Annotated in this window: 15 protein-coding genes; 8 read left to right on the top strand and 7 right to left on the bottom strand. The window is 68.2% G+C overall.

The window, feature by feature from the left end; all coding sequences use genetic code 11:
• The first annotated feature begins 296 nt into the window (after window positions 1-296).
• Complete coding sequence (locus OHS57_RS19400) at window positions 297-1,634, top strand: MATE family efflux transporter (RefSeq protein WP_328582806.1); 1,338 nt, start codon at window positions 297-299, stop codon at window positions 1,632-1,634.
• Window positions 1,635-1,736: 102 nt separating this feature from the next.
• Here OHS57_RS19400 and rplI read toward each other — a convergent pair whose 3' ends face one another.
• From rplI to rpsF, 4 genes are all read right to left on the bottom strand, one after another.
• On the bottom strand, window positions 1,737-2,183 hold the full coding sequence (gene rplI / locus OHS57_RS19395; RefSeq protein WP_041987329.1) for a 50S ribosomal protein L9: 447 nt from the start codon (window positions 2,181-2,183) through the stop codon (window positions 1,737-1,739).
• Between the two features lie 18 nt (window positions 2,184-2,201).
• Window positions 2,202-2,438, bottom strand: coding sequence for a 30S ribosomal protein S18 (gene rpsR / locus OHS57_RS19390; protein WP_003956534.1), 237 nt, complete (start codon window positions 2,436-2,438; stop codon window positions 2,202-2,204).
• A 47-nt stretch (window positions 2,439-2,485) separates the two neighbouring features.
• Window positions 2,486-3,076 carry a single-stranded DNA-binding protein gene (locus OHS57_RS19385; protein ID WP_328582805.1) on the bottom strand — a complete coding sequence of 197 codons (591 nt, stop codon included), beginning with the start codon at window positions 3,074-3,076 and terminating at the stop codon, window positions 2,486-2,488.
• A gap of 77 nt (window positions 3,077-3,153) precedes the next feature.
• Window positions 3,154-3,444: a 30S ribosomal protein S6 gene (rpsF, locus tag OHS57_RS19380; protein ID WP_040023256.1), complete on the bottom strand. Its 291-nt coding sequence runs from the start codon at window positions 3,442-3,444 to the stop codon at window positions 3,154-3,156.
• A gap of 284 nt (window positions 3,445-3,728) precedes the next feature.
• Between rpsF and OHS57_RS19375 the strand changes: the two genes are divergently transcribed.
• The 3 genes from OHS57_RS19375 to OHS57_RS19365 all read left to right on the top strand — a co-directional run bounded on the left by OHS57_RS19375 (window position 3,729) and on the right by OHS57_RS19365 (window position 6,382).
• Window positions 3,729-4,031 (top strand): hypothetical protein, encoded by a 303-nt coding sequence (locus OHS57_RS19375; RefSeq protein ID WP_041987338.1) that lies wholly within the window; start codon window positions 3,729-3,731, stop codon window positions 4,029-4,031.
• Between the two features lie 110 nt (window positions 4,032-4,141).
• On the top strand, window positions 4,142-5,260 hold the full coding sequence (locus tag OHS57_RS19370; protein WP_328582804.1) for a lipid II:glycine glycyltransferase FemX: 1,119 nt from the start codon (window positions 4,142-4,144) through the stop codon (window positions 5,258-5,260).
• Between the two features lie 90 nt (window positions 5,261-5,350).
• Complete coding sequence (locus tag OHS57_RS19365) at window positions 5,351-6,382, top strand: alanine racemase (RefSeq protein WP_041987342.1); 1,032 nt, start codon at window positions 5,351-5,353, stop codon at window positions 6,380-6,382.
• Window positions 6,383-6,405: 23 nt separating this feature from the next.
• Here the strand turns inward: OHS57_RS19365 and OHS57_RS19360 are convergent, their stop codons facing one another.
• Together OHS57_RS19360 and OHS57_RS19355 are read right to left on the bottom strand one after the other, a co-directional pair.
• Window positions 6,406-7,896, bottom strand: coding sequence for a glycosyltransferase family 87 protein (locus OHS57_RS19360; RefSeq protein WP_328582803.1), 1,491 nt, complete (start codon window positions 7,894-7,896; stop codon window positions 6,406-6,408).
• Window positions 7,897-8,013: 117 nt separating this feature from the next.
• Entirely contained in the window at window positions 8,014-10,704 is a 2,691-nt protein-coding gene (locus OHS57_RS19355; protein WP_328582802.1) for a transglycosylase domain-containing protein, read from the bottom strand.
• A 361-nt stretch (window positions 10,705-11,065) separates the two neighbouring features.
• Here OHS57_RS19355 and OHS57_RS19350 point away from each other — a divergent pair, with 361 nt between their 5' ends.
• The 3 genes from OHS57_RS19350 (at window position 11,066) to OHS57_RS19340 (ending at window position 14,347) form a co-directional block, all read left to right on the top strand.
• The gene (locus tag OHS57_RS19350; RefSeq protein WP_328582801.1) at window positions 11,066-11,794 is read left to right on the top strand and encodes a PadR family transcriptional regulator; all 729 of its coding nucleotides are present in this window, start codon (window positions 11,066-11,068) and stop codon (window positions 11,792-11,794) included.
• 59 nt (window positions 11,795-11,853) lie between these two features.
• The gene (locus OHS57_RS19345; protein WP_041987354.1) at window positions 11,854-12,936 is read left to right on the top strand and encodes an inositol-3-phosphate synthase; all 1,083 of its coding nucleotides are present in this window, start codon (window positions 11,854-11,856) and stop codon (window positions 12,934-12,936) included.
• Between the two features lie 97 nt (window positions 12,937-13,033).
• Window positions 13,034-14,347 (top strand): MFS transporter, encoded by a 1,314-nt coding sequence (locus OHS57_RS19340; protein WP_328582800.1) that lies wholly within the window; start codon window positions 13,034-13,036, stop codon window positions 14,345-14,347.
• A 37-nt stretch (window positions 14,348-14,384) separates the two neighbouring features.
• Here OHS57_RS19340 and OHS57_RS19335 read toward each other — a convergent pair whose 3' ends face one another.
• On the bottom strand, window positions 14,385-15,827 hold the full coding sequence (locus OHS57_RS19335; protein WP_328582799.1) for a CCA tRNA nucleotidyltransferase: 1,443 nt from the start codon (window positions 15,825-15,827) through the stop codon (window positions 14,385-14,387).
• Window positions 15,828-16,037: 210 nt separating this feature from the next.
• On the opposite strand from OHS57_RS19335, the gene OHS57_RS19330 reads away from it, so the two are divergent.
• A complete protein-coding gene (locus tag OHS57_RS19330) occupies window positions 16,038-18,386 on the top strand; it encodes a DUF6049 family protein (RefSeq protein WP_328582798.1) in 2,349 nt (782 codons plus the stop codon).
• The last annotated feature ends 26 nt before the right edge of the window (window positions 18,387-18,412 follow it).

Below are 18,412 nucleotides of genomic sequence, written 5' to 3'. Positions count from 1 at the left end.
TGCACCGTCAGCCAATCTGGTTATCCACAGGCCCTGTGGGCGAACGACCAGATGCTGTGGAGAACTCCCGAGAACCTGTGCACGGACCGGGGGACAGCACTGTGGACAAAGTCATAGCCATCCCACCGTAACCATGCTGACCTGGTGTTTTTCCGTCCACCGGCTGTGGGGGAGAAAAACTTTCCCGACTGGACCAAGATCAGAACAAACGACGCACAAGCGTGCTCACACACTGTCCATAAGTAAGGCTCGTAGCTGCATTGCGTCTCTTACCTGTGGAAGATTAGATTGAGTTCATGACACAGGCCCCCGCCCCGTCCCGAACCGGTCGGCGACGGCACGACCGCGAGATCGTCGCGCTCGCCCTGCCCGCCTTCGGCGCGCTGGTCGCCGAGCCTCTTTTCGTGATGGTCGACAGCGCCATCGTCGGCCATCTCGGGACACGCGAACTCGCCGGACTGGGCATCGCTGCGGCCCTGCTGACCACCGCGGTGAGCATCTTCGTCTTCCTCGCCTACGCCACGACGGCGGCGGTCGCCCGGCGCGTCGGCGCCGGCGACCTCCGGGCCGCCATCCGGCAGGGGATGGACGGCATCTGGCTGGCGCTGCTGCTCGGCGCCGTGGTCATCGCCGGCACCCTGCCGAGCGCGCCCTGGCTCGTGGAGGTGTTCGGCGCCTCCGACACCGCGGCGCCCTCCGCCATCACCTATCTGCGGATCTCCAGCCTCGGCATCCCCGCGATGCTGGTCGTACTGGCCGCCACCGGTGTGCTGCGCGGGCTGCAGGACACCAAGACCCCGCTCTACGTCGCGATCGGCGGCTTCGGCGCCAACGCGGTGCTCAATCTGGTGCTCGTCTACGGCGTCGGGCTCGGAATCGCGGGCTCCGCCTGGGGCACGGTCATCGCCCAGTGCGCGATGGCCGCGGTCTATCTGTTCGTGGTCGTCCGGGGAGCCCGCCGGCACGGCGCTTCCCTGCGCCCCGACGCCGCCGGTATCCGGGCCAGTGCCCAGGCCGGGGTGCCGCTGCTGGTCCGTACGCTCTCCCTGCGAGCGGTACTGATGATCGCCACCGCGGTCGCCGCCCGGCTGGGCGACATCGACATCGCCGCCCACCAGATCATCCTGTCGCTCTGGAGTCTGACTGCCTTCGCGCTCGACGCGATCGCCATCGCGGGACAGGCCATCATCGGCCGCTATCTGGGCGCAGGCGACAGCAAGGGCGCCCGCGAGGCCTGCCGGCGGATGGTGCAGTGGGGGCTGGTCTCCGGGATCCTGCTCGGCGTGCTGATCGTGGCGGCGCGGCCGCTGTTCATTCCGCTGTTCACCGGCGACCAGGGGGTTCGGGACACCCTGCTGCCCGCCCTGCTCGTGGTCGCGGTGGTACAGCCGGTCGCCGGGATCGTGTTCATCCTCGACGGCGTGCTGATGGGCGCGGGCGACGGACCGTATCTCGCACGGGCCATGCTGGTGACGCTGGCCGTGTTCGCGCCGGTGGCCCTGCTGGTCCCGACGGTCGGCGGCGGGCTCACCGCGCTCTGGTGGGCGATGGGGCTGATGATGGCCGTCCGGCTGGTCACGCTGTGGGTGCGCACCCGGTCCGGCCGCTGGCTGGTCACCGGCGCCAGCCGCTGACCGCCGGCCGCACACATGACTTTGGGCGCTGTTTCACGTGAAACAGCGCCCAAAGAACGAGAGCTCATCCCTGGCGGGGATGAGCTCTCATCGTGTGCGGCGTTACGCGGCGATGACCTCGATGCCGAGCTTCGCAGCGACCTCGGGGTGCAGACGCACGGACACCTGGTGCGAGCCCAGGGTCTTGATCGGCGCACCGAGCTCGATCCGACGCTTGTCGACCTCGGGGCCACCGGCGGTCTTGATCGCCGAGGCGAGGTCGGCCGGGGTGACGGAGCCGAAGAGGCGGCCGGCGTCGCCGGAGCGAACGGCCAGCCGGACCTTCACGCCTTCGAGGCGGGCCTTGATCTCGTTGGCCTGCTCGATGGTGGCGATCTCGTGGATCTTGCGGGCGCGGCGGATCTGCGCCACGTCCTGCTCGCCGCCCTTGGTCCAGCGGATGGCGAAGCCACGCGGGACGAGGTAGTTGCGGGCGTAGCCGTCCTTGACGTCGACGACGTCGCCTGCGCCTCCGAGGCCGGTGACCTCGTGGGTGAGGATGATCTTCATGATTCGGTCACCCTTCCCTTATCGCGCGGTGGACGTGTAGGGCAGCAGCGCCATCTCACGGCTGTTCTTGACTGCCGTGGCGACGTCACGCTGGTGCTGCGTGCAGTTACCGGTGACGCGACGGGCACGGATCTTGCCGCGGTCGGAAATGAACTTCCGCAGCATGTTCGTGTCCTTGTAGTCCACGTACACGGTCTTGTCCTTGCAGAATGCGCAGACCTTTTTCTTCGGCTTGCGCACAGGCGGTTTCGCCATGGTGTATCTCCTGTGTGATCAAGAAGTGGGGGTACGGGCCCCGCCCTTTAGAAGGGGGGCTCGTCCGAGTAGCCGCCGCCTGAGCCGCCGGAGCTTCCGCCCCAGCCGCCTCCGCCGCCGTTGCCCCCGCCGCCCTGCGGCGCCGGCTGGCCGCCGCCTGCCGGTGCGCTGGTGGCCCACGGGTCGTCGGCGGGTGCACCGCCGCCGCCCTGCTGACCGCCGCTGCTGGGACCGCCGCCCCAGCTGCCGCCGCCGCCCTGCTGGCCGCCCCGGCCGGTGGTCTTGGTGACCTTGGCCGTGGCGCTCTTGAGACTGGGGCCGACTTCCTCGACATCCAGCTCGTAGACCGTGCGCTTGACGCCCTCGCGGTCCTCGTAGGACCGCTGCTTCAGCCGGCCCTGCACGACGACGCGCATGCCTCGCTGGAGCGACTCGGCCACGTTCTCCGCTGCCTGACGCCAGACCGAGCAGGTGAGGAAGAGGCTTTCGCCGTCCTTCCACTCATTGGTCTGGCGGTCGAACATACGGGGAGTGGACGCGACGCGGAACTTCGCGACCGCCGCACCGGACGGGGTGAAGCGCAGCTCGGGGTCGTCGACGAGATTGCCGACGACCGTGATGACGGTCTCGCCTGCCATGGGTGAACCTCTCGGCGGGGATTGCTTCTGGCTGCTTGCTGCTGCTACTCGAACCCGATGACCGCTGAGCTAGACGCTCAGTGGGTCTCGGGACGGAGGACCTTGGTCCGGAGGACCGACTCGTTCAGGTTCATCTGTCGGTCGAGCTCCTTGACGATCGCGGGCTCGGCCTGCAGATCGATGACCGAGTAGATGCCCTCGGGCTTCTTGTTGATCTCGTAGGAGAGACGACGACGGCCCCAGGTGTCGACCTTCTCGACCTTTCCGTTGCCCTCGCGGACGACGGAGAGGAAGTTCTCGATCAGCGGGGAGACTGCTCGCTCCTCGAGATCGGGGTCGAGGATGACCATCACCTCGTAGTGACGCATGTAAAACCCACCTCCTTTGGACTCGGCGGCCACGGTCGTTCCGTGGCAGGAGGGTCGTGATGCGTAGCAACGGTATCCGCCGCCACTGACAATCAGGCTCGGGATTCGAGGGATGATCGTTTACTGGCTCGGGCAGACACCGCCGCAGACCGTACAGAGTACCTGTCGGGCGGCCCCCGGTTGAAATCCGGGCGCTACTGGACGCAATCTGGACGCATCGGGGTAGGTATGGGTGTGTGCGGCGCTAAGGTGCGCCGTCGTTCGGCAACGCCAGGAGGTGCCTCATGGCACAGGCAATGCGATCGAATTCCGCAGGCTCCCTCTTCGCCACCGACGGCAAGGTGCATCCGCTCCAGGACACCCTGGTGGCGGTCACGCTGGTGCTGGGTGTGCTCGCCTTCACCACGGCGTGGTTCCACAACCTGCATCTGCTGACGTCGGTGGTCGGCGTCATCGGGATCCTGACCGGCGCGTACGGCCAGTACGTGTCCGTGACGACCCGCGAGAGGTTCCTGGTCATCCTGGGTCTGGGCGCCTCCGCCATCGGGTTCTTCCTCGGTATGGCCCACGGCGGCTTCTTCCAGTAGGGCGTCACCGCCGCACGGCCAGTCTGGGCGCTCCGAGGGGGCAGTAGGCTTCGGCGCGAGAGCCGGAGCCCCTGTATCCATGGGGACACACCTGCCGAGGAGCGCCCCGCATGAGTCTGACCCTGAGGACCATCAGCCGAGAGCAGCATCTGGCGTACATCCAGAGCCTGCCCGCGGCGAGTCACTGCCAGGTCCCGGCATGGGCTGATGTCAAAACGGAATGGCGTTCCGAGAACCTTGGCTGGTTCGACCAGAACGGACAGCTGGTGGGCGCCGGCCTGGTGCTCTACCGCCAGCTGCCCAAGATCAAGCGCTATCTCGCGTACCTGCCCGAGGGCCCGGTGATCAACTGGTACGCCCCCCACCTCGACGAGTGGCTGCAGCCGATGCTGGCGCATCTGAAGGAGCAGGGTGCCTTCTCCGTGAAGATGGGCCCGCCCGTGGTGATCCGCCGCTGGGACTCCGTCGCGATCAAGTCGGGCATACAGGACCCGGACGTGAAGCGGCTGCGTGACGTCGAGGCGACGCACATCGAGCCGCGCGCGTTCGAGGTGTCGGAGCGGCTGCGGAAGATGGGCTGGCAGCAGGGCGAGGACGGCGGCGCCGGCTTCGGCGACGTCCAGCCGCGCTACGTCTTCCAGGTGCCGCTGGCCAACCGCTCGCTCGACGACGTCCTCAAGAGCTTCAACCAGCTGTGGCGGCGCAACATCAAGAAGGCCGAGAAGGCCGGCGTCGACGTCGTCCAGGGCGGCTTCGACGACCTCGGTGAGTGGCAGCGGCTGTACGAGATCACCGCCGAGCGCGACCACTTCCGGCCGCGGCCCCTGTCGTACTTCCAGCGCATGTGGACGGTCCTGAACACCGAGGACCCCAACCGCATGCGGCTCTACTTCGCCCGGCACGAGGGCGAGAACGTCGCCGCGGCGACGATGCTGATCGTCGGCGGCCACGTCTGGTACTCGTACGGCGCGTCCGCCAACCACAAGCGCGAGGTCCGGCCGTCGAACGCGATGCAGTGGCGCATGCTGCGCGACGCCTACGCGATGGGTGCGACCGTCTACGACCTGCGCGGTATCTCCGACTCGCTGGACGAGACCGACCACCTCTTCGGTCTGATCCAGTTCAAGGTGGGTACCGGCGGCGAGGCCGTCGAGTACATCGGGGAGTGGGACTTCCCCCTCAACAAACTGCTGCACAAAGCCCTGGACATCTACATGTCCAGGCGCTGATCCGTGGGAGTCTCCCGTTAAGACCCCAAGACCCTCACATCACTTCATATCCTTCATACACCGCAGCCACGAGAAAGGTTCCGGACCGGCATGGCGCTCTCCCTCTACGTCGACACCGCGCGCTGGCGGGCGCACCAGAAGTCGGTCATCGAGCAGTTCCCGGGGCTGGTCCCGGTCTGCAAGGGCAACGGCTACGGCTTCGGCCACGAGCGGCTCTCCGACGAGACGACCCGCTTCGAATCCGACATGCTCGCCGTCGGGACCATCTACGAGGCCGCCCGTATCAAGGACTGGTTCAGCGGCGACCTGCTGGTACTGACGCCGTTCCGGCGCGGCGAGGAACCGGTGCCGCTGCCCGACCGGGTCATCCGTTCCGTGTCCTCGGTGGACGGGGTGTTCGCCCTGGTGGGCGCCCGCGTCGTGATCGAGTGCATGTCCTCCATGAAGCGCCACGGCGTCAAGGAGGAGGAGCTCGGCCAGCTGCACGCCGCCATCGAGGACGTACGCCTGGAGGGCTTCGCCCTGCACCTGCCGCTGGACCGCACGGACGGCTCCGACGCGGTGGAGGAGGTCATCGGGTGGATGGACCGGCTGCGCGCCGCGCGGCTGCCCCTGCACACGATGTTCGTCAGCCATCTGCGCGCCGAGGAGCTGGCCCGGCTGCAGCAGCAGTTCCCGCAGACGCGGTTCCGCGCGCGTATCGGCACCCGGCTGTGGCTGGGCGACGACGAGGCGACGGAGTACCGCGGCGCCGTCCTCGACGTCACGAAGGTGGTCAAGGGCGACCGGTTCGGCTACCGCCAGCAGAAGGCGGCCGCGGACGGCTGGCTCGTGGTGGTGGCGGGCGGCACGTCGCACGGGGTCGGTCTGGAGGCCCCGAAGGCCCTGCACGGTGTGATGCCCCGTGCGAAGGGTGTGGCGCGGGCGGGTCTCGCGACGGTCAACCGCAATCTGTCGCCGTTCGTGTGGGCGGGCAAGCAGCGCTGGTTCGCCGAGCCGCCGCACATGCAGGTGTCCATCCTGTTCGTACCGGCCGACGCCGAGGAGCCCCGGGTGGGTGACGAGCTGGTGGCGCATCTGCGGCACACGACGACCCAGTTCGACCGGATCGTCGACCGCTGACCGCGAGGCCCTCAGACGGCCGCTCAGGCGTCTTCGGAGGGCCTTCCCCATTCGACCTCGGTCCATGGCCCGCTCCTGTCCTCCCGTGGACCGGGGCGGGCGGCGTCGCCCAGGACGAACACGTCGGGCGCTCCGTCGAGTACGCCGCCCGACGGGTCGTCGGAGCCGTCGGTGCGTACGCCGTCCCGCTCCGGCAGCAGCGCGTCGCGCACCACCAGCGCGCACAGGTAGAGCGTGCCGGCCAGATGGATGGCGATGGCGAGCTGGTAGCCCTCGGTGGGCAGTCCCTTGTGGGCGTCGCCGCTGCTGGTGTACGCGAGGTACATCCAGATGCCGAGGTAGTACATGACCTCGCACGCCTGCCAGATCAGGAAGTCGCGCCAGCGGGGCCTGGCCAGGGCCGCCAAGGGGACCAGCCACAGTACGTACTGCGGCGAGTAGACCTTGTTGGTGAGGATGAAGGCGGCGACGACCAGGAAGGCGAGCTGCCCGAAGCGGGGCCTGCGGGGCGCCATGAGGGCGAGCGCCCCGATGCCCGCGCAGGCGAGCAGCATCAGCAGCGTCGCGTACGTGTTGACGGTGCCGACCTCGAAGCCGCTGCCGGTGCGCTGGGTGATGATCAGCCAGAAGGAGCCGAAGTCGACCTGGCGTTCCTGGCTGAAGGCGTAGAACTTCTTCCACCCTTCGGGTGCCAGCAGCATCACCGGCAGGTTGACCACGAGCCAGGCGCCGGCGGCGCCGAGCACCGCCGCCCCGTACGCGCGGTACTTGCCGGCCCGCCAGCACAGCACGAGCAGCGGCCCCAGCAGCAGGACGGGGTAGAGCTTGGCCGCCGTGGCGAGCCCGATGAGGATGCCGAAGGCCAGGTTCCTGCCGCGTGACCACATGAGCATGGCCGCCGCTGTGAGGGCGACGGCCAGCAGGTCCCAGTTGATGGTGGCGGTGAGCACGAAGGCGGGCGCGAGCGCGACCAGGAGGGCGTCCCAGGGGCGGCGGCGGTGGGTGCGCGCGGTGCAGACGGCGATGACCGCCGCGCAGACCGTCAGCATGCCGGCGTTGACCAGCCAGTACACCTGCTCGCGGTGTATGAGCGTGCCGCCGCTCGGCGTGAACCAGGAGGCGACCTGCATGAACAGTCCTGTGAGTACGGGGTACTCCAGGTAGTCCATGTCGCCGCTGAGCTGGTCGAAGTACGGAATCCGGCCGTCCGCGAAGCCGCGCCCGAGGTAGAGGTGCGGGATGTCGGAGTAGCAGGCGTGGGTGTACTGCGAGCTGGTGCCGCGGAACCACGCCCAGTCGTAGCAGGGCATCTTCTGCGCCAGGCCGAGCGCGAACATGCCGAGCGCCACCAGCGCGACGACGCGTACGGGGGTGAGCCGGCTGCTGCCGAGCCAGGCCCAGCGGCCGGCCGGGCCGCCGATCAGTTCGCTGCCCGCAGCGGCGACGCTGTCACGCCGGGTGGGCGCTACGACCGATTGGTCCTGGTGCACGGTTGTCTCTTCTGCGCTCGGCATGCTGGACATCCTGCCGTACGCCGCTGTGCGCATGGCGAGGGCCGCCGCACCGAGGCGTACAAGGTCTGTACGCGCTTGGTGCGGCGGCCCTGGAGGAACACGGCGCCGAGCGGCCTGTCAGCCGCCGGGGCCGCCGAAGAAGCCTCCGTCGTCCTGGCCTCCGCCGTCCGGATTCCCGGTGTTCTCGCCGCCTCCCTGGTCCGTTCCGCCCTGGTCGCCGCCCGGCGGTGTGGTCGTCGGGGTTCCTTCGCCGCCGTTCCCGCCGTTGTCACCGCCCTGGTTCGCGCCACCCTGGTCGGCGCAGCCGAAGAACTTGTCACAGCTCGGGCTGGACGGCGGCGGGGCCTGGGACGACGAGGGGGGGGCCTGCGTCGTCTCCGAAGGTGTCTCGGAGGGCGTCTCGGACGGTGTCTCGGTGGGCGTGGGCTTCGGGCTGCTGGCACCGCCGCCGAAGACGGCCGAGCCGATCGGCTCGGGCTTCGGGAAGGTCAGGGCCTCTTCCCCCTTCAGCGCGGCTTCCATGTAGTCGTGGAAGATCTCCGAGGGGAACGAGGCACCGTGGATCTTCGCCTGGTTGCCTGTGCCGTACATCTCCAGGAACTTGCGGTCCTTGGCGTCGGCGTTGTCGTCGAGGCGGTACATGGAGATCGCGGTCGACAGCTGCGGGGTGTAGCCGACGAACCAGGCGGACTTGTTGCCGTCGGTCGTACCGGTCTTGCCGGCCACCTGGCGTCCCTTGAGCTGCGCGTTCGTACCGGTGCCCTTGTCGACCACGGTCCGCAGGACGTCGGTGACGTTGTCGGCGACCTGCGTCGAGTAGGCCCGCTTCGCCTTGTCCTCGTACTTGTAGACGACCTTGCCGGCGTGCTGCACCTCGGTCACCGAGTACGGGTCACGCTGCTCACCGTGCGCGGCGAAGGTGGAGTAGGCACCCGCCATGCGGATGGCACTGGGGTCGGAGATGCCGATGGAGAAGGACGGCGTTTCCACTTTGGTTTCAGCGCCCAGGGACGACTTCAGCAGCCCGGCGTCGATCGCGGACTGCCTGACCTGGGGGATGCCGATGTCCATGCCGAGCTGGACGTACGGGGAGTTGACCGATTCCCGCATGGCCTCACGCAGGCTGATCGGGCCGAAGCTGTCGTTGCCGTCGTTGGTCTGCAGCCACTCCTTGCCCTCCTCGTTGTGCCAGATCGAGCCGTCGTAGTTCTTGATCTTCAGCTTGTTCTTGCCGCTGTAGCGGCTCTTGTCGGGAGAGACGAGGGTGCGCGAGTCCACTCCCTGGTCGGGACCGAGTTTGGGATCCCTGACGCCGTCGGTCATCGCGGCCGCCAGCACGAACGGCTTGAAGGTCGAACCGACCTGGGCACCGGTCTGGTCGGCGTTGTCGGTGAAGTGCTTGGTGGCGTCCTGGCCGCCGTAGATCGCGACGATCTTGCCCGTCTCCGGGTCGACCGAGGCGCCGCCGAACTCGACATGGGTGTCGGTCTTGGGGCGCTTCTTCGGGTCGATGTTCTCGTCGTAGACCTTGGTGACGGCCTTGGTCAGTTCCTGGACCTTCTTCTTGTTGAAGGTCGTGTGGATCTCGTAGCCGCCGTGGGTGAGGTCCTTCTCCGTGATGCCCTGGGTGTTGTTGTTGACGAAGTTCGCCTTGGCCAGGTCCACCAGATAGCCGGTCTGACCGCCCAGCTGGGCGTTCTTCTTCGGCGGATCGGGCATCGGGAAGGTCGGGTACTTGGCCCGTTCGGCGGCGCTGAGGTGCTTGTCCTTGACCATCTCGCCGAGGATCCAGTTCCAGCGGTCCTTGGCGGCAGCGGTGTTCGCGTCGCTGGTCGCAGCCGGGTCGATCTCCGGGGCGCCGGCCGGGTCGAAGTAGGTCGCGCCCTTGAGGAGCGTGGCCAGGAAGGCGCACTGGCTCGGATTCAGGTTCTTGGCGTCGATGCCGTAGTACGTGCGGGCGGCGGCCTGGATGCCGTAGGCGCCGCGTCCGTAGTACGAGGTGTTCAGGTAGCCCGCGAGGATGTCGGGCTTCTCCATGTCGGTGCCGACCTTGATCGAGATGAAGAGTTCCTTCATCTTGCGGCTGATCGTCTGGCTCTGGTCACCGAGGCGGGCGTTCTTCACGTACTGCTGGGTGATGGTCGAGCCACCCTGGGTCTGGCCGCCCTTGGCCATGTTGACGAAGGCGCGGGCGATACCCATCGGGTCGACGCCCGAGTCGTCCCAGAAGGTCTTGTTCTCGGCGGAGACCACCGCGTTCTGCATCGCCTTCGGGATCTGGTCGATCCCGATGACCTGCCGGTTGACCTCACCGCCGGTGGAGACCATCGGCGTGTTGTCGTCCCAGTAGTAGACGTTGTTCTGCGCCTGGGAGGCGAGGCTGGGGTTCGGGACGCCGACCATGGCGTACGCGATGGTGCCCGCGGCCATGAGCGAGCCGACGAAGCCGATGACCAGACCGCTGGTGAGCTTCCACGACGGCATCCAGCGGCGCCACCCGTACTTGTCGTAGCGCGGGTAGTCGATCAGCCGCTTCTTCGAAGGACCGCGGCTGCGGCCGGCGCCGGCCGGACGTCCTGGACCGGTCTCGGCCGCACGCCTGCGGCCGCCACGCTGGGCGCGCCGGGCCTCGGCCCGGCCACCGTAGGTGCGGGCGTCCTCCTCGTGCGGAACAGAGGCCGAGGCGGCCGGTTCGGCTCCTCGGGACGGGGCTGCGCGGCGGCCGGAAGGCTGCGGTGCTGCACGCCTGGCCGCGGCACGTCCGCCACCCTGTGGCTGCTGTGGCGGTTTACGACGGTGCTCGCTCATCGAACGACTACTCCTCGGGCAGGCGCGAACGCCTGGAAGCGGCAGTTGAGTTCCGGTCCCCCCGAACTGAATACGGATGAGGCGTCCTGGGCGCTCATCCGCCATGCGTCCGGTAAGCCGACGCTCACGGGCGTCATGCGGTCTCCGGTGGTCTGCATGCCGCACAGACTACGCACGGTCAAAACCCGCCCAGTACTGAAGTTCACCCCAAACCACGCAAGTTGCTCGCTGTGAATTGACGATGTGACGGCCTTCACCGTGTCCCCTCTTGTCGCAACTGCAACTTCGTTCTATCGTCCTGATGTATCGAGTCGATACATCAGCGCGGCATAAGTGTCCCGGACGACGGAGGAGGCGAGGGGTGAGCAGACGCTCTGGCATCCTTGAGTTCGCCGTCCTGGGTCTGCTGCGTGAATCCCCGATGCACGGCTATGAGCTGCGCAAACGGCTCAACACGTCGCTGGGGATCTTCCGGGCGTTCAGCTACGGAACCCTATATCCGTGTCTCAAGACGCTGGTCGCCAGCGGCTGGTTGATCGAGGAACCGGGCAGTGCTCCGGAGGACGCGCTCGCCGCGTCACTCGCGGGGCGGCGCGCCAAGATCGTCTACCGATTGACGGCGGAAGGCAAGGAGCACTTCGAGGAACTGCTCTCGAGTGCCGGTCCCGACGCCTGGGAGGATGAGCACTTCGCCGCTCGTTTCGCCTTCTTCGGCCAGACGGAGCGTGAAGTACGGATGCGGGTGCTGGAAGGCCGTCGCAGCCGGCTGGAGGAGCGTCTGGAGAAGATGAGCGCCTCCCTGTCCCGGACGCGCGAGCGTCTGGACGACTACACGCTGGAGCTGCAGCGGCACGGCATGGAGTCCGTGGAGCGCGAGGTCCGCTGGCTGAACGAGCTCATCGAGAGCGAGCGGTCAGGACGGGATCAGCGACGATCCGACCCGGCCGGTGCCGCCCAGCACGAAGACACACCTGAGAACCACACACCGGGAGAAACGGATGGCCTGCCCCGGGGCCGGGATGCCGCATCTGCCGGGGGTACGCCCCCGCGGCATCCCGGACCGGATCCGTCCGCCGACACCGCCAAGTGAGGCCCGCATTTCCGTCGGGCCTCAGCAGAAACACCGAGAACACACAGGGAGCAACAGGAATGGGTTCGGTTCGCGTAGCCATCGTCGGCGTGGGGAACTGCGCCTCCTCGCTGGTTCAAGGCGTCGAGTACTACAAGGACGCTGACCCGGCGGGCAAGGTGCCGGGTCTGATGCACGTCCAGTTCGGCGACTACCACGTGCGGGACGTCGAGTTCGTGGCCGCCTTCGACGTCGACGCGAAGAAGGTCGGTCTCGACCTCGCTGACGCCATCGGTGCCAGTGAGAACAACACCATCAAGATCTGTGACGTGCCGTCGACGGGCCTCACCGTCCAGCGCGGCCACACCCTTGACGGTCTGGGCAAGTACTACCGCGAGACCATCGAGGAGTCCGACGAGGCTCCGGTCGACATCGTCCAGACCCTCAAGGACCGTCAGGTCGACGTGCTGGTCTGCTACCTGCCGGTCGGTTCGGAGTCCGCTGCGAAGTACTACGCGCAGTGCGCCATCGACGCCAAGGTCGCCTTCGTCAACGCCCTCCCGGTCTTCATCGCCGGCACGAAGGAGTGGGCGGACAAGTTCACCGAGGCCGGTGTCCCGATCGTCGGCGACGACATCAAGTCCCAGGTCGGCGCGACCATCACGCACCGCGTCATGGCGAAGCTCTTCGAGGACCGCGGCGTGGTCCTGGAGCGCACGATGCAGCTGAACGTCGGCGGCAACATGGACTTCAAGAACATGCTTGAGCGCGAGCGTCTCGAGTCCAAGAAGATCTCCAAGACGCAGGCCGTCACCTCGCAGATCCGTGACCGTGACCTGGGCGCCGACAACGTCCACATCGGTCCTTCGGACTACGTGGCCTGGCTGGACGACCGCAAGTGGGCGTACGTCCGCCTTGAGGGCCGCGCGTTCGGCGACGTTCCGCTGAACCTGGAGTACAAGCTGGAGGTCTGGGACTCCCCGAACTCCGCCGGTGTCATCATCGACGCCGTGCGCGCTGCGAAGATCGCCAAGGACCGCGGCATCGGCGGCCCGATCCTCTCCGCTTCCTCTTACTTCATGAAGTCCCCGCCGGTCCAGTACTACGACGACGAGGCCCGCGAGAACGTCGAGAAGTTCATCCGCGGCGACGTCGAGCGCTGAACCACCGCTCCACAGCGTCCATGAGAAGGGTCCCCGGGCTGCCCGCCCGGGGACCCTTCTCGTACGTGCCCCACGGATGTGTGTGACGCTGATCCACATGCCCGTCGTAGGTGATCTGCGCGTACTCCTGCGCCTGCCCGATTTCCGCCGCCTGCTGGCGGTCCGGCTGCTGTCGCAGGCCGCCGACGGGGTCTTCCAGGTGGCGCTGGCCACGTACGTCGTCTTCTCCCCCGAGAAACAGACCTCGCCCGCCGCCATCGCCTCGGCCATGGCGGTCCTGCTGCTGCCGTACTCACTGATCGGCCCGTTCGCCGGAGTCCTGCTGGACCGCTGGCAGCGCCGGCAGGTGTTCCTCTTCGGCAACCTCCTGCGGGCCGTGCTGGCCGGCTGCACAGCCGTCCTCGTCGTGGCCTCCGTCCCGGACTGGCTCTTCTACGTCTCCGCGCTGTCCGTAACCGCGGTCAACCGGTTCGTGCTCTCCGGGCTGTCGGCCGCCCTGCCGCATGTGACCGGCGCCGAGCAGCTCGTCGTCGCCAACTCGCTCTCCCCGACCGCCGGCACCCTCGCCGCGACGCTGGGCGGCGGGCTCGCCTTCGTCTTCCGGCTGACGGTCGTCGACTCCGACGCCGGCGTCGTCCTGCTGGGCTCTGTCCTCTATCTCTGTGCGGCACTCACCTCGCTCCTGATGGCCCGCGAACTGCTGGGTCCCGACCGGGTACCTGACCGGCCGCGGCTGACCGACGCACTCGCCTCCACGCTGCGCGGGCTCACCGCCGGGCTGCGCCATCTCGCCGAACGGCGGGACGCCGCCCGCTCGCTCGCCGCGATGACGGTCCTGCGCTTCTGCTACGGAGCACTGACCGTGACGGTGCTGATGCTCTGCCGCTACGCCTGGACGACACAGGAGTCCGAGGGGCTGGCGCTGCTCGGGGTGGCACTGGCCGTCTCCGGGGCGGGCTTCTTCGTCGCCGCCGTCATCACGCCGTGGGCGACCGGGCGGCTCGGCCCGTACGGCTGGATGGTGGTGTGCGCCGGTTCGGCCGCCGTGCTCGTACCGGCGCTGGGGCTCACCTTCACACCGGGGCCGGTGCTGGCCGCCGCGTTCGTTCTGGGTCTGGTCACCCAGGGCGCGAAGATCGCCACCGACACCGTGGTGCAGACCTCGGTCGACGACGCCTTCCGTGGCCGGGTGTTCTCGCTCTACGACGTGCTGTTCAATGTCGCCTTCGTCGGAGCGGCGGCCGTGGCCGCGCTGGTTCTGCCGCCGGACGGCCGCTCGGTGCCGCTGGTGGTGGCGGTCGCCTTCCTCTACGCGGCGGTGGCACTGTCAGTGGCGCGCGGCGCCAATGTTTCACGTGAAACACCGTCGGCCCCGATGACCGACGGGGGTCATGTTTCACGTGAAACATGACCCCCGTCGAAACTGACGGTTCCGCTGACCACGTCGCTCAGCTCTGCGCCGCCCACCATGACGTGAGCGCCGCGACAGCCGCTTCGCGTTCCATCGGCCCGTTCTCCAGCCGCAGCTCCAGCAGGAACGTGTAGGCCTTACCGATCACCGGACCAGGACCGACCCCCAGGATCCCCATGATCTCGTTGCCGTCCAGATCGGGCCTGATGGAGTCCAGCTCCTCCTGCTCCTGCAGCTGGGCGATGCGGTTCTCCAGCCCGTCGTAGGCGCGGGAGAGGGCTGCCGCCTTGCGCTTGTTGCGTGTGGTGCAGTCCGAGCGGGTCAGTTTGTGCAGCCGCGTCAGCAGCGGGCCCGCGTCGCGTACGTAGCGTCGTACCGCCGAGTCCGTCCACTCGCCGGTCCCGTAGCCGTGGAAGCGCAGATGCAGCTCCACCAGCCGTGAGACGTCGCGGACCATCTCGTTGGAGTACTTGAGCGCGGTCATCCGCTTCTTGGTGAGCTTGGCGCCGACCATCTCGTGGTGGTGGAAGGACACCCGGCCGTCCGACTCGAAACGCCGGGTCCTGGGCTTGCCGATGTCGTGGAGCAGCGCGGCCAGCCGCAGCACGAGGTCGGGACCGTCCTCCTCCAGGTCGATGGCCTGCTCCAGCACGGTCAGCGAGTGCTCGTAGACATCCTTGTGCCGGTGGTGCTCGTCGCTCTCCAGCCGCAGCGCCGGCAGCTCGGGCAGTACGCGGTCGGCGAGGCCGGTGTCGACGAGCAGCGCCAGGCCCTTGCGGGGCTGTGCGGAGAGCAGCAGCTTGTTCAGCTCGTCGCGGACCCGCTCGGCGGAGACGATCTCGATACGGTCGGACATCGCCTTCATGGCGGCGACCACCTCGGGGGCGACCTCGAAGTCCAGCTGCGCGGCGAAGCGTGCCGCCCTGAGCATGCGCAGCGGATCGTCGGAGAAGGACTCCTCCGGGGTGCCGGGCGTACGGAGCACCCGCGCGGAAAGGTCCTCAAGACCGCCGTGCGGGTCGATGAACTCCTTCTGCGGCAGCGCGACGGCCATCGCGTTCACGGTGAAGTCGCGGCGGACGAGGTCCTGCTCGATGGAGTCGCCGTAGGACACCTCGGGCTTGCGCGACGTGCGGTCGTACGCCTCGGACCGGTACGTCGTGACCTCGATCTGGTAGCCGTTCTTCTGGCAGCCGACCGTGCCGAAGGCGATCCCGACCTCCCACACCGAGTCCGCCCACGGTCTGACGATCTTCAGCACATCGTCGGGGCGGGCGTCGGTCGTGAAGTCCAGGTCGTTGCCGAGCCGGCCGAGAAGGGCATCCCTGACCGATCCGCCGACCAGGGCGAGGCTGAATCCGGCTTCCTGGAACCTGCGGGCGAGGTCGTCGGCGACGGGGGACACCCGCAGCAGTTCGCTGACCGCGCGGCGCTGCACCTGGCTCAGTGCACTGGGGCTGTCTTCGTTGGCTGTCGGCACAACAGAAAAGGGTACGTGCCGCGGCACTCGCCGTTGGCCGCGTTTTCGCTACCGTCGGCCTCCGGTGCAAGGGTTTGCCGCGGTCCATGAGATTCTTCCGATCATGTGGAGCAGTCCCCAGCACTTCGCCACAGCGCACATCGTTACCATGCGTGGACGCACCAATCGACAACCAGCGGCAGCAGACGATGACGAGGGACGGGCGAGCGCGTGGCCGAGGCGGCAGACTCTCAGGGGACGGGCCACACCGGTGCCCGCCGACGGCTGCGACGTACAGCTTCCCTGATCGCGGGAGCGCCCCTGCTGGCCGGTCTGCTGGTCGGCGCGATGGGTCCCCAGGCGCATGCCGCGGACGCCAGGAGTGCCACGGGTACGACGGAGAAGGCGAGCGGATCCAGCACGGTCGCTGTGGCGCTCGACACGCTGTCGCCCAGCGCCCCCGTGAAGGGCGACACCCTCACCGTCTCCGGCACGGTCACCAACAAGGGCAAGCGAGCCGTCACCGAAGCCGAGGTCGATCTGCGGGTCGGGCCGAGGCTGTCCGGCCGGACAGCGATCGACGACGCCGCGCAGCGCACGGGCGAAGCGGCGATCGACGTCGCCCCGCTGGGCGGCAAGTACACCGTCAAGCTCGGCAAGCTCACCTCGGGCACCCCCCAGGACTTCTCGCTGTCCGTGCCGGTCAGCCAGCTCGGCCTCGGCGAGGACGGCGTCTACCAGCTCGGTGTCTCGCTGTCCGGGCAGACCTCCGACGTGCCGTACGACACGGTGCTGGGCATTGAGCGCACGTTCCTGCCCTGGCAGCCGGAGACCACGGAGAAGAAGACCCAGCTGACCACCATGTGGCCGCTGATCGCCTCGACGCCGCTCTCCGCGCAGACCGGCTCGGACGAACAGCAGACGGCGGTCTTCGACAACGACGATCTCGCAGCCGAGCTGGCGCCGGGCGGCCGGCTCCAGGAGATGGTCTCTCTCGGCAATCAGCTTCCGGTGACCTGGGTCATCGACCCCGATCTGCTCGCGACCGTCGACTCGATGACCCGTAACTACCGAGTCAGGAGCGGCAACACCACGGTCGCCGGCAAGAACCAGACCGTGGCCAACCAGTGGCTCGACGCGCTGGAGAAGGCGGTGCAGGGCCACAAGGTGGTCGCGCTGCCGTTCGCCGACCCCGACCTTGCGTCGCTGGCCCACCGCGGCAAGAACGTCTCAGGCACCCTCAGCCATCTCCAGCCGGCCACCGAGGTGGCGACGGCCACCGTGGACACGATCCTCCATGTGACGCCGTCCACCGACTTCGCCTGGCCCGTGGACGGTGCGATCGATCCGTCGATCGTCGACGTCGCCACCTCGGCCGGAGCGCACAAGGTGATCACCCGGGGCGACAGCCTGGAGGACAACCTGCCGTATACGCCGTCGGCCGCGCGGCCGATCGGCGGGGGCACGACGGCGGTCGTCGCCGACACCCGGCTGTCCAAGGCGTTCGAGGGCAATATGACGAGCGCGAACAGCTCCACGCTCGCCGTACAGAAGTTCCTCGCCCAGACGCTCGCCCTGACGCTCCAGCAGCCGGAGAAGCAGCGCAGCGTCGTCGTCGCCCCGCAGCGCATGCCGAGCATCGCCCAGGCGGAGGCGCTGGCGAGCGCCCTGCGCGGGCTCGACCCCGAACGCTGGACCCAGCCGTCGGACCTGCTCGCGGCGGCAGCGGCCACCCCGGACACCGAGGCCAACACCAAGGTGCCCGGCGCGTCCCGGTACCCGAAGCGGCTGAGCAAGCAGGAGCTGCCGACCGAGGCGTTCCAGAAGCTCAAGGACACCCAGGACCAGCTCACCAAGTTCAAGGACATCCTCAGCTCGCCCGACCGGGTCGAGGCGCCGTTCGCCAACGCCATGCACCGGGCGATGTCGACGTCCTGGCGCGGCAACCCGATCGGGGCCCAGCGGTACCGTGACTCCACGCAGAGCTATCTGCAGGGGCTCACCAGCGAGGTCCGGCTCATCCAGAAGTCCGTGCTGACCCTCTCGGGGCGCAGCGCGACGATCCCGGTGACCGTCCAGAACCAGCTCCTGCAGGACGTCGAGCATCTGGTGCTGCGGCTCAGTTCGGCGCAGCCGACCCGTCTGAAGGTGGACGGTGACCACGCCGTCGCCGAACAGCCGATCACGGTCGAGGGCGGGCACAGCCAGTCGGTGAAGTTCACCGGGGCGGGGAACGCCAACGGGCCCGTCCAGGTCACGGCCCAGCTCTACACGGAGGACGGCAGGCCGTACGGCAATGCCATGCAGTTCCAGGTCAAGGTCTCCGAGATCACGCCTACCGTGATGCTGGTCATCGCGGGCGGTGTGCTGCTGCTCGTCCTCGCTGGCGTCAAGATGTACAGCCAGCGCAAGCGCGCGGCGGCCCGCAAGGCCGCCGCCGGGCAGGACGCGGAACCCGACGACGGCGGTGACGGCGGTGACGGCGAGGAAGCGGAACCCGGGCAGCCGAGTGACCCGGCAGGGGACACCGGACCGGAAAGCGCGGCACCGTCAGGCCCGGGTGAGAAAGTGGACCGTTGAGCGATGTCGTGGCCGGTCGGCCGGGG

The sequence above is a fragment of the Streptomyces sp. NBC_00370 genome, assembly GCF_036084755.1.
Taxonomy (GTDB): Bacteria; Actinomycetota; Actinomycetes; order Streptomycetales; family Streptomycetaceae; genus Streptomyces.
This window is presented reverse-complemented; position numbering and strand designations above follow the sequence as displayed.